This is a genomic window from uncultured Streptococcus sp. (assembly GCF_938036805.1).
Taxonomy (GTDB): domain Bacteria; phylum Bacillota; class Bacilli; order Lactobacillales; family Streptococcaceae; genus Streptococcus.
Genome location: NZ_CALHWC010000101.1, coordinates 1 through 12,800 on the forward strand (window position 1 = coordinate 1; position 12,800 = coordinate 12,800).

A 12,800-nucleotide genomic window follows, 5' to 3' on the forward strand; every position below is an offset into this window, starting at 1 on the left:
GGGCACCAGATTTTTCGTAACGGTGCATCATACCGATTTCAGCGATACGGATTGGTAATTCACGATATGAGTGAACATGGTGTTTGTAGACTTGGATGTGGTGTGGGCAGTTCATTGGACGAAGGACAAATTCCTCACCGTCACCCATGTCCATGGTTGGGAACATGTCTTCTTGGTAATGATCCCAGTGACCAGAAGTCTTGTAAAGCTCCACAGAAGCAAGTGGTGGAGTGTAAACGTGTTGGTAGCCAGAAGCCAATTCCTTGTCGACAATGTAGCGCTCCAACTCACGACGGATAGTCGCACCGTTTGGCAACCAGAATGGAAGTCCTTGTCCGACTTCTTGTGAAATCATGAAGAGGTCAAGCTCTTTACCAAGTTTACGGTGGTCACGTTCTTTAGCTTCTTCACGCATGTGAAGGTAGTTTTTCAAGTCTTTCTTGTCAAACCAAGCTGTACCGTAGATCCGTTGCATCATGGCATTGTCGCTATTTCCACGCCAGTAGGCACCAGCTACATGGAGAAGGTGGAAGATTTGGATACGGCCTGTTGATGGAACGTGAGGTCCACGGCAGAGATCCACGTATTCACCCTGACGGTAGATGGTCAAACCACCCTCGTCTTCTGAGTGTTCCTCGATCAATTCTAACTTGTAAGGGTCGTTTTTGAAGATTTCACGGGCCTCGTCTTTGGTTACTTCCTCACGAATAGATGGGAAGTTTTCTTTGACGATCTTCTTCATTTCTTCTTCGATACGAGGAAGATCTTCGTTAGAGATTTGACCAGCTGTGTTGTCCGTATCGTAGTAGAAACCATCTTCGATAGCTGGACCAACCCCCAAGTGAATATCTGGGAAAAGACGACGAGCTGCTTGGGCGAACAAGTGAGCAGCTGAGTGACGCAAGATTGGAAGGGCATCTTCATGATCAGGTGTCACGATTTCGATGCTTCCATCTTCAGTGATAGCACGAGTTGTGTCGATGAGTTTGCCGTTGAATTTACCAGCTAAAGCTTTTTTAGCCAAGGAATTGCTGATAGATTGGGCAATTTCAAAAGTTGTAACGCCAGATTCGAATTCACGAACAGCGCCATCTGGGAAAGTAATCTTAATCATGGTTTTCTCCTTAAAATTTTATCATATTTTTATAACTGAGTTTTGAAGAATTGGGAAACCAGCTATCAACAAAGAATGATAACAATCAATTTCATTTTAGCTTTTTCATTCTAAAAATAAAGAAAAGCGTAGAAATACATAGATAGCCTACCAAAGAAAGAATAAGAGACAGATATTCCTCCTGAGTCATCTCACCTCTCATGTATATTCTTATCGGATAACTTTTGATTGCATTGACCAAATAGATAGCAGCTGTCAAACTTAAAAGATATCCTGTTATAATGAGTTTCTTGTTGTTGAAAAACATTAAGATACCAAGAAAGGGGGCAAGAAATGGCAAGAGAGGAATGAGTAGAAAAAATGAAAAGACGACAATATTTTCCGTTCCCCATAGACTGAGCGTATTCATTAGCCAGACATAGACTAATAGGAAGGTACAAGCCATCATCCAAGATAAATATTTCTTCAAATCTATCACCTCATTCAGCTCTTGGCTAAATTCATTTTAACTTTGTCGCAACTATTCTCCATACAAAAAACGACATCCTCGAAAGGACGTCGCAACGTGGTTCCACCTTCATTTATGCAAGTCAAAAAGACCTACACCTCTGATTGGCTCTAACGTAGCCACCGTTTTATGTTTTCATAAAAGCCAGTAGAGTAGTCCCAACTGCATCCTCTACGCGATTTCCAGCTCCACGCGCTCTCTAAAAGATTTTCTGCAGGTGATATGTCTCTAAAAATTATTATAGCACGATTGAAAAAATTTGCAAGAACTTTTATTGGTTTTCAGCTCTGCTATTTTTCCTACTAAATAGATAAATCAAGTGTCCCAAGCCATTTCCAGCTAGTGAGAAAAGGAAATAAGCGGCATGATAAAGAGGAATCCACTCCCCAAAGGTGAAAATAGTCAGGAAAAATAATAGGGCAACCAAGAAAGAAAAGCGCAAAGAAAATCCATGAAAAGCTGCATAGAGCAGGGACACCAACAAGGTTGCCATAGGAGAATAGATGAGAACATTTCCAACTACCAGCCCCTTACTTAACATGGAATCCATGGGCAAATACCGTAACAGTATATAAAAGACAAAATAGAAAAAGAAAAGGGGGAGCAAAAAGAAAATTTCTTTTTTATGAACTTTCATAAGAGCACCTCCGTTCATTAGGTCTTATAAGGAAGTTTATTCCCAATATTTCCGAATATTCTTTATCTGCTTCTTAGATGCTTTTATCATCCTAGTTGAGCTATCTACTGGCAATGACATAATTTTTCCCGGCAAATAGACAATGGTCTTAGCTAAGCGTTTGGCCATCGTTTCTTCAGGATTGAGATCATTATGAAAATCCTTGCTAATGGTCAAATCCAAATAGAATTCATAGATACGACGACCAAAATTCTCGGCGGAAATCTCGTATAATTTATCAGCTAGCTTTTTCTCGTCCATATCCGGTGTTGCCAAAATGGCCTCCAAAATAGCCCCTGCTAAATCCCGATTTTCATAATACAACGTACCAAAAGTTTTATCGCTGATGACATTGTCCAGATAAGGATTGCCATGGGCAATGATGGGTGTACCGCTGGCTAAGCTTTCCAGATAGGTTAGTCCCTGCGTCTCACTGGTTGAGGCCGAAATAAAGAAATCTGCTGCCTTATAGTAGAGAGCAGTATCGCTCGGTGCAATCATCCCTGTAAAAATGACAGCATCCTCAATATGAAGCTGGGCTACCAAGGCTTTCAAGTCCTCAGCATAAGGCCCATCTCCGACAATGACCAACTTCACTTTGGCATTTTCTTCCAGAACCATTGGCAGTGCTTCAACAATCGCCTGAATATTTTTCTCGTAGGAAATTCTTGATAAACTGAGCAACATGATTTCGTCTTCTGCTATGCCCAGCTTAAAGCGCAGTTTCTTGATGTCTTCCCGTGAGAGTTCTGGGCGGTCAAATTTGGCCAAGTCGATTCCTGTTGGAATAACCCGTTTTTCCGCCTTGATCTTGTAGCCGACCAAAAGATCGTAGACAATCTCAGAAGGACAAACGACACCATCCAAATCGCTCATAAAGCCACGCACGATGTACTTAACCATACTTGGACGAATCACCATTCCCTTGGCAAGATAGTGCACATAGTCCTCATATTGGGTATGATAGGTGTGAACCACTGGAATCCGCAGTTCCTTGGCAATCCAGATTCCTAAAAGCCCCAGCGAAAACTCTGTCTGGGTATGGATGATATCCAGCTGGTACTGGCGAGCAATTTCTAAGGCGTTGGAAAAGCCACGATAAGCCACGCGCCGATCCTTAAAAGCGAAGAAAGGCACGCTGGGTATACGGATAATCTGCCAATCTTCATAGCGGTTGACATCCTTATCCGTCGTAGTAAAAATAAAGACTGTGTGACCTAGTTTTTCTAGCTCGGTTTTGAGGGTGCGGATGCTCGTCGCCACCCCGGAAACCTGAGGAAAATAGGTATCTGTAAAAAGACCAATCCGCATATCACATCTCCAAAACTGTTTGGTAAGCCTTGACTAATTGAAGTGCGACGTCATCGATAGAGCGACTCTCCGCAACACGATAACCTGCTTCACGTTTATCCACTTTTCCGTCAAGGACCTTACGAAGCGATTCGACAAACTCATCTACATTATGACAAAGCTCCGCCGACTCTTCATCAATCCAGCCATTATAAACAGGAATATCACGCAGAACCACGTGTTGTCCGCTGGCCAATGCTTCTAGAACCACAATTCCTTCTGTCTCTTCATAAGACGGGAAAAAGAAAGCGTCACTGCCTGACATGGCTCCTTGGAAGACTGCACCTTTAAAATAACCTGGAAATTCCACGTTTTCTGGATGATTAAAGAGGACAAGATCTCGAATCTTGCGCGGAATAAGCCAGAGATTGATAGAACCCAGCCAGATAAAGCGGACATCTGGCATTCTGCGAGCTACTTCGACAAAGTCTTCGATTCCTTTTCGTCTGAAATAAAGACCGGCACAAATTACGACTTTCTGCCCATCTACAATCCGAAAATATTTTTTAAAGACTTCTTCCTTGCGTTCATCTTTCTTGTATTTCGACAGGTCAATGCCGTTTGAGACAGCCATAATGGGCGTCGTCACACCGTAGGATTCAATCAATTTTTTTGAATACTCAGACGGAGTAATGATAAAATCCGCCATTTTATACATGTGCGCTAGATATTTGCCAAATAAAGGCGCAAAAAGATTGGATCCAATAAAAGAATTTTCAAAGTCTTCTTTGGTCGAATGTCCGTGCATGATCACTTTTTTGCCTCTCCGCTTAGCCGCGTGAAGAAGAAGCAAACTACGAGGTCCGTAAGTGTTGATGTGCACGACATCATAATCTCCTAAAACATCTGTTGTATAAGGAATTCCTGCCAGATCCAGTGCATGCATTTGATGCTGCAAGGCACGGCCGATGCCTGATTTTTCTAAAACAGACTTTCCTTCTAGATATAGTAATACTTTCATATCTTCTATTATACCCAAAAGAAGCAAAAAAAGAAACGCCAAGGGAAGATTGGCAGTTAAATAATGCACTCAACCTTCCCACAAGCATTTCCTGTAGCAATATCCTTTCTTGCTGGAATTCTATTCAGTTTCTAATCAGACTAGTCCACTTTGACCACCTGCAGCTCAGCTCCCCCTAGTAGAATCAAATACTTGTCTACTTGGCTAAGACCATAGGAACGACTGAGGGCTTCGGCATAGAGGTCCAGCTGAGCTCGGTAGCGCTCCACCAACTCTGTCGGCTCATGATAGCGGTCAGTCTTATAGTCAAAGAGGACAATGCGGTCATCAAAGAGCAGATAACCGTCCAAGATTCCCCGAACGACAAAGTTTTGACCGCTGGCTGGATCCTGCTTGAGCATAGCAAAAGGTGCTTCCTGATGGAGATGATTGGCCTGCTGCTGGATTAGCTGACCCAGTTCTGTAGCGAAAAAGGCCTCAATCTTAGCCAAATCAATCTCTTTCTTAACTGCCACATCTGCCTGAACCTGGGCCAAGGCTTGGCGAATGCTAGTCTTAGTGACAGGCTGATCCAGTGGAATCCGCTGCATGAGCTCATGAACAGCAGAACCGATTTGGGCTCCTGTGATTTGCTTCTTCTTGCCAAAATCAGGCAAGTCAAAAGTCAGCTGGGGCTGATAGCTTCGAGGCGCATCCATAATGTCCAGCCCTTCTGACTCCATCACTGGCTCATAGAACTTCTTGATTTGACTAGGTGTGCGGACACTAGGCAATTCAATAGCCGCTTGATAAAGACTGTTGAGCCGGTCTACATTCTCCAAGATATCCAGAGCCCGGCTAATATCCTCTGACTGACGGTTGCCCGTCAAATCATCTACTGGAATGGAAACAGTCTGCTTCACTACGCCAATCTGCTCGTCTGTCAGCTCCTGATCAGTCACAAAGCGGGTCTGATAAGCCAGATTTTCCCCCTCAAACACAGACTGGATGGCATAGAGCCAATCCTGAAAATTGGTCAGCTGGCTTCGAAGACTGCTGGATAAGCGGCCATTTTGGCTAGTCCCCCACTTGCGCTCTTGGAGCTTGGCTTGATTTCCCTTGCCGACCAGATAGAGCTTGGTTTCAGCCCGCGTCATGGCCACATAGAGCAGACGCATCTGCTCAGATAAGCTAGCCAGCTTGAGTTCTTCGGCATTCTGCTGATAAGGTAGGGTCTCCATGGAAATGCGGATCTGCTTGGGCGCATGAGGATCCTGAGTCTCAACATCCACATCAGCCACACATTTGATTCCGATGCCTTTTTGTCGGCTGAGGATAATAGCAGAGCTGCTATCCTGACGATTGAAGGCCTTATCCATATTGAGCAAAAAGACATATTTAAACTCTAAACCCTTACTCTTATGGATGGTCATTAGCTGGACAGCATTTTTTGGTGCAGCCAAAGGGACACTGGCCAAATCGTGCTCATTTTTCAAAATCCGGTCAATCATGCTGATAAAGCGGGATGGCCCCTTGAAACTCGACTTTTCATAGTCGTTGGCTCGCAAGGACAGGGCATAGAGATTGGCCTGACGCTGCTCGCCATTGGGCAGAGCCCCTACCATATCGTAGTAAAAACGATCTTGATAAATCTTCCAGATTAAATCATAGAGGGAATGGGTCTTGGAATAGCTGCGCCAGTCATTAAGCGTTTCCTGAAAGTGCTGCAGTTTCTTACGCAATTCACCATGGATGAGCTGAGGTTCCAGACCTTGATCAGCCAGAGCATTCCTCAGCTTTTCGTAGAGATTTTCCATAGACTTGGTACTGGAGGCTTGCAAGGCTAGCCGAGCCAATTCATCCTCATTAAAGTCAAACATTGGCGACTTTAAGAGAGCGGTCAGGGCATAATCATTGAGAGGATTGTTAATGGTCCGCAAGGTATCCAGCATCACCATAACCTCTACCGACTGGAGGTAATTGGTCTCGCCATCATCAGGCACAATCGGAATATGATGCCGGTCAAACTCTGCCAAAATCAGATCATTGCGGGTCCGCGAAGCTGTCAGCAAGGTCATGTCCTTGAAATCCACTCCTTCTTGATTATGAAGGCGGATGATTTCCTTGATTACCAAAGCTACTTCACCAGCTGAAATACTAGGTAGGCCTTGGTCAGATTCCTCTTCTTCGCTATCAGCGCTACCATCATAAATCAAAAACTCCGCCTGATTGGCTGGATTCGGCTCCCGTTTGGCTGGATTTCCCGCCACCAAGTAGTGGGGCTCATTGTAGTCAATCTCGCCGACTTCCTCGTCCATGAGTCGTTTAAAGACATCATTGGTCGCTTCCAGCACCTCGATGTGACTGCGGAAATTTTCCTTGAGGATGATCAGCTTGCCCTGACTAGGATCGGCCTGATAGAGTTTAAATTTATCATTAAAAATCTGCGGATCGGCCTGACGGAATCGATAGATGGACTGCTTAATATCGCCAACCATAAAGCGATTATTTCCTCGAGCCAGCAATTCCAGCATTCGCTCCTGAATATGGTTGGTATCTTGGTACTCATCGACCATGACCTCATGGTACTTATCCTGATAAAAACGCCGCACTTCTGGATAATTTTCTAAAATTTCAATAGCAAAATGACTGATATCAGCAAATTCAAAGGCATTTTCCGCTACTTTGCGCTCCAAATAAGCTCGCGAGAAATCTCGGACAAAATCGCGTAACAAATCCAGTAGGGGAAGAGCTTCCACCTGATGCTGCTCCATAAAGTTCAGATGATAGAGGCGGACATCCAACTCTTTAATTCGCTCTATCAAAGGCTTGCGGGCTTCATTATAGGTCTGAGCCAGCTCTTTTTTTAGTTCGTCCGCATTCTTACCAACTCGGGCAGTAAAAGCCTGATGGTTAGAGGTCTTAGCCAATTCTAAAAAGCGCTGAATCAAATCTAGCAACTGCTCAGATCCAGTCTGCTCCGTCAGTTTAGCCAAGATATCTAAGGCCGCCTGAATATTTTCCTGATATTTAGCCCCAGCAAAGGCCTGGCCTTCATGAACTAGATGGCTCTGGAAAAAATCTTCTAAATCCAGCAAAGACTGCCTAGCTCCAGATAGTATTCGCTCCCGCTCTGCTCCAAAATCACTGGTTTCATAACCTAGAAGAAAGGTTTCCTCCAACCATTTCCGCGGATTGCTGGTAGACTGGAGAAAACTATAAATACTATAAATCTGCTGGCGGAAACCAGCAATGTCCTTGCGCTTGCCAGTGAAATTTTTGACCAAGCGACTGAATAATTCCTGTCGATCACTCTCATAGTAGGTATCGAAAAGCTGGTCAAAGACTTCATTTTGCAGAATGAGCTGCTCACTAGCCGACTGTAAAATCCGAAAATGCGGTGCTAGCCCCAGCAAATAGCCGTACTTATTGACTACTTTCTGGGTAAAAGCGTCCATGGTGCCAATATCCGCATTGGCAATCTCAGCCAACTGCTGAGCAAGATGCTGGCGGAGTTCCTGATCTGAAGTTTCCTTGAGTACCAGACTCAGCTCCTTCTCCAGCCGTTCCTTGAGCTCACCTGCCGCCTTGACAGTAAAGGTGGAGATGAAAAGTTGGCTGACCTCCACACCTCGGAGAATCTGGTCAATAATCCGCTGAACCATAACATAGGTCTTACCAGATCCAGCCGAAGCTGAGACGAGAATATTCTGACCAGAGGAGTAGATGGCCTGAATCTGCTCTGGTGTGCGCTTTTGTGGCTTGTCAGAGGCAGCTTCCTCAGCCTGCTTGACTAGGATATCCTGCTCGCTTAAAAAGGGAATCCGTCTCATTTGTCCAACTCCTCCTTGATTTTTTCTAGCCAGGCTTGACGCAGCTTCTCGCCTGTCGGCCGTTTATCGTACTGCTCAAGATCTAACTTGGTCAGCTGTCTAGCCTGCCCCAGATAGAGATTAGCTTCAAAGCCTGTAATAGCCTTAAACTGGTCCACGTAAGGGGCAATACTGCGTCCATTTTCTGTATAAGGATTGATGGCAAAACGACCAGCTAAAATGCCTTCTGCTGCTTTCTGATAGAGATAAGCATTATAAGCCAGAATCACTTCCAACTCTTCCTTAGTCAGCAGATTAACCTTGCTTTTCTCATAGTTAGCGCCCAAGTCCTTGGCCTGATCAGCCAGAAAGAGTCCCTTATAGACCTGATTTTTCATGACTTGTTTCACTGCCTCGTCCAGTGCCTTGGTTTCCTTGAGGCTGGCTAGAGGCTCCGTCATCTGTAGGTACATAGCGCCGAAAATTCCCTTGTCTTCCTGGTATTCTGGCATTTCTCGGATAGCTGATAGGTAGGTCGGCAACTGAGAGTTAAGCCCATTAAAGAACTTCTCAAAGCTGAATTTGGTATCGCCAGACTTGTAATCCACAACTCCCAGACTCCCCGTCTCCGTCAGACGATCAATCCGGTCCACCTTGCCGCTAACTTGAAGAGCTCTGCCATTGTCCAAAAGTAAGAAAGGCCGATCATCCCGACCAAAGTCAGTCTCCTCACCAATGATCTCCAGACCATCCGACTGAGCCAAGATACGGCCAGTAGCTCGAGCTGTGTCCAATAGCAAACGGCGGGCAAACTGGGTCTCCCCATTTTCACCATAGACAGTTTCAAACTCAGCCTCCCAGCTAGTCTCCTCCATAGCCCATTGTAAGCGAGTGTCGAAGTCCTGATCCAAGTGCTCCTTCATAACCTTTTCAAAGATTCGGTGGAGGAAAATCCCGTGACTGCGCGCATCCGGCTGAATCGTCCACTCCTCCTGCAGCCGCAAGACATACTTAAGAAAATAGGCATACTGGTTTTTAAAGTATTCATTGAGGGCAGAAGCTGACAGTTTCAAAGGCTGCTCTGAAGGATAAAGTGCTTGGAGGGTTTCCGAATTGAGAGTCTCCGTCTTCAATTCCTTGCTGATCTGGGGAATGGAAATTCCCTCAGCTGCCAACTTCTTGCGTAAGACTCGAACCGCCACTGCCCAGAAAGTCTGTTCCTCCGGCGTCCATTCACGGTCAATATCTTCTTGATAAAGGTCAATCACGCGCGCCAACAAAGCCCGATAAGTCCCAATATCGTCGCTACTGGCCTGTGGTTGCTTGCTGATGATAGGTAGGGAAATAGGCGCTATTTCCAGCTCCGTCAGATAGGAAGACATGGCATCCTCTACTTCATTGATTAAGACAGGGGCAGACAGAACCAAATCCTCTGTCGCTGAATTAAGCAAAGATAACGCTGCAAATCGGTTTTTCTTGAGATTTTCACTGCTGGCTACCTGCAACTCAGCCTCGTCCCCAGTCGCTTGATTTAATCTCTGCCGTTCTTCGTCACTGAGCAGACTTTTATTTTGCGCTAATTTGGGCAAGCGCTCCTGCGTCAGCCCGATAGCATAGACATAAGGTGCAGCCATGGGCTCAATCAAATCATAGGATTGAACGGTCACCACATCCACTGTCGCTGGTACCATTCGATATTTAGCCAAAAGCATGCCAGACAGAATCAAAGCTAGAAAATCATCTATCTTGAGCTTGCTACCATCAAACACCTGCGCAAGCTGCTCCAAGACATGGCAAAAGGTCTTCCAGACTTCCTCCTGCCGTTCCACTTCCTGCTGGCTTGCCCCTTCCAGCAAACCAGTCAGATTGGCATCCAAGCGAACCTCTTTGATAAAGTTAGTAAATTTAGCCAAGAGACCAGTCGCTGTCTGACTGCGAGATTTGAAAAAGTCTAACAGAGGCGTGATAAGGCTCCGACGCATGGTATTGAGCCGCTTCAGGTCAAATTTCTCCTGACGGTTAATGGTGAAATCTCTCCCCAGTTTGGCTGCCCCTTTAATCTCAGCAAAGCGAAGGTACTGCTCAAAACTATCCAGCTCCTCATGACTCAAATCGCCATACAGGCCGGTTTTTAAAAGATTGAGTAAATCTTCCGTCTGAAAATTATAGCGTTTCAAGCGCTCCAACGACTCTAAAAACTGAACCAAAGGATGCTGGGACATGGACTCAGACCGCCCCAAATAAAAGGGAATCTGATACTGGTCAAAGATGGTCTTCAGTTGGAGCTGGTAGGCCTCCACATCCCCCAAAAGCAGTCGGATATCCTTGTAGCGGGCGCCATCATGGAGCCGCTGACGGATGGACTTGGCCACATGTTCCAGTTCTTCTTTTTGATTGCGCACCGACCAAATCTCTATGTGAGATCGATCCTCCGCAGTCAATTCCACATGGGTTTCAGAAAAATCATAGCGACTCTCTAAAATCTTGGAAATCTTGCCAAAGGCATCATCAGGCTGACTCGAACCATCTGCCAGATACTCTGGCTTGACCTGATAGGTTTGAGCCAGCTTGAGCAAAAATTCCACACTGGCCTGGTAAAGATTGCCCTCACGAAAGGCTGTCCGATAGGCTTTTTGACTGGCATAAACACCAATGACAATCTCCACTCCCTTGCGATGCAGCAAATCTACTAGATATTCCTCCTCTGCTGAGAAACGGGTAAATCCGTCGATAACCAACGCAAGATTAGCCAATTCACCATCCAAATCACCAGCTAGAATATGCTGAGCGAAAATTGTGAGTTTAGAAGTCGCATCATAATTTCCCGCCTGAAGAGCAGCCGAAAAGGCCGTGAAAATTTTGAGCAAATCCTCGCGCTTCTCTGGCTCTTCTAGATGGCCCAAATCCGCAAAAGTCATATGGGCTGTCTGAAGCTCATGATAAAGGTCTATCAGTTGCTGGATAAATTGTGCATCCTTTTTAATCCGCCCATAAACCTTTAGTTCTCGATCATCCATTTCCGATAATATTCGGTAAAATAGCATACCTAGGCCAATGTCGTCCAAAGGCTGTCCATCTTGAACATCATTAAGGACAAAATAGCGAGCCATCTGAGCAAAACGTGTCACCGTAATAGCAAAGGAAGCCTGATTTTCCAATGCCTCCAAAACTGCTCGCTCCTTTTCAAAAGAAAGCGAGTTGGGCGCTATATAAAAGACCCGCTTGCCGGCCACTGCCAAGTCCTGAGCTTGCTTAGCCAAATGCGCCGTCAAAGGACTGCGGATGTCCGTATAAAGTAATTTCATACCGTCTCTTTTCAACAACAAAATATAAAAACATTATATCATGTTTGCGAGAAAAAGGCTTTCTCTAAAAGAAAAAGCCCCGCCGAAGCGAGACTTTTCGTGTCTGATTTTATAATTGTTATCTGGGAACGAAATCGAATTAAGCTTCGATTTCAGTAACCATACCTGAACCAACAGTACGTCCACCTTCACGGATAGAGAAAGTAGTACCTTGTTCAACGGCGATTGGGTGGATCAACTCAACGTCGATAGTTACGTTATCACCAGGCATTACCATTTCAGTACCTGCTGGAAGTTCGATTGAACCTGTAACGTCAGTTGTACGGAAGTAGAACTGTGGACGGTAGTTGTTGAAGAATGGAGTGTGACGTCCACCTTCTTCTTTAGTAAGGATGTAAACTTCACCCTTGAATTTAGTGTGTGGGTTGATTGAACCTGGTTTAGCGATAACTTGACCACGTTCGATTTCATCACGTTGGATACCACGAAGAAGTACACCTACGTTGTCCCCTGCAAGACCTTCGTCAAGCTGTTTACGGAACATTTCAACACCAGTAACAACTGCTTTTTGGATTTCTTCTTTGATACCAACGATTTCGATTTCGTCGTTAACACGAACAGTACCACGGTCGATACGTCCTGAAGCAACTGTACCACGACCAGTGATTGAGAATACGTCTTCGACTGGAAGAAGAAGAGGTTTGTCAGTATCACGTTCTGGTTCTGGGATGTACTCATCAACAGTGTTCATCAATTCCATGATGATGTCTTCGTACTTAGTATCACCTTCAAGAGCTTTAAGAGCTGAACCTTGGATAACTGGAAGATCGTCACCTGGGAAGTCATATTCTGACAAGAGGTCACGGATTTCCATTTCAACCAATTCAAGCAATTCTTCGTCATCAACCAAGTCGATCTTGTTCATGAAGACGATAAGGTGTTTAACACCAACCTGACGAGAAAGAAGGATGTGCTCACGAGTTTGTGGCATTGGTCCATCAGTTGAAGCTACTACAAGGATAGCTCCGTCCATTTGAGCGGCACCAGTGATCATGTTTTTAACGTAGTCCGCGTGTCCTGGAGCGTCGATGTGAG

General features: G+C 45.1%; 8 protein-coding genes. All 8 read right to left on the bottom strand.

Annotated features, from left to right (window positions below):
• Positions 1-1,114, bottom strand: a 1,114-nt coding sequence (locus Q0191_RS03980; protein ID WP_297664043.1) for a TGS domain-containing protein, incomplete at its 3' end; no start/stop codon positions are given.
• A gap of 91 nt (positions 1,115-1,205) precedes the next feature.
• Positions 1,206-1,562, bottom strand: a complete 357-nt coding sequence (locus tag Q0191_RS03985; protein ID WP_297664057.1) for a hypothetical protein — start codon at positions 1,560-1,562, stop codon at positions 1,206-1,208.
• Positions 1,563-1,893: 331 nt separating this feature from the next.
• The gene (locus tag Q0191_RS03990) at positions 1,894-2,259 is read right to left on the bottom strand and encodes a hypothetical protein (RefSeq protein WP_297664045.1); all 366 of its coding nucleotides are present in this window, start codon (positions 2,257-2,259) and stop codon (positions 1,894-1,896) included.
• Positions 2,260-2,295: 36 nt separating this feature from the next.
• Positions 2,296-3,609, bottom strand: coding sequence for a glycosyltransferase family 4 protein (locus tag Q0191_RS03995; RefSeq protein ID WP_297664047.1), 1,314 nt, complete (start codon positions 3,607-3,609; stop codon positions 2,296-2,298).
• A gap of 1 nt (position 3,610) precedes the next feature.
• Positions 3,611-4,609, bottom strand: coding sequence for a glycosyltransferase family 4 protein (locus Q0191_RS04000; protein WP_297664049.1), 999 nt, complete (start codon positions 4,607-4,609; stop codon positions 3,611-3,613).
• A 140-nt stretch (positions 4,610-4,749) separates the two neighbouring features.
• On the bottom strand, positions 4,750-8,421 hold the full coding sequence (addA, locus tag Q0191_RS04005) for a helicase-exonuclease AddAB subunit AddA (protein ID WP_297664052.1): 3,672 nt from the start codon (positions 8,419-8,421) through the stop codon (positions 4,750-4,752).
• Complete coding sequence (rexB, locus tag Q0191_RS04010; RefSeq protein ID WP_297664054.1) at positions 8,418-11,705, bottom strand: ATP-dependent nuclease subunit B; 3,288 nt, start codon at positions 11,703-11,705, stop codon at positions 8,418-8,420. Before rexB ends, addA begins: the two co-directional genes overlap by 4 nt.
• A gap of 139 nt (positions 11,706-11,844) precedes the next feature.
• A partial coding sequence (tuf, locus tag Q0191_RS04015; RefSeq protein WP_297664055.1) for an elongation factor Tu occupies positions 11,845-12,800 on the bottom strand: 956 nt, incomplete at its 5' end.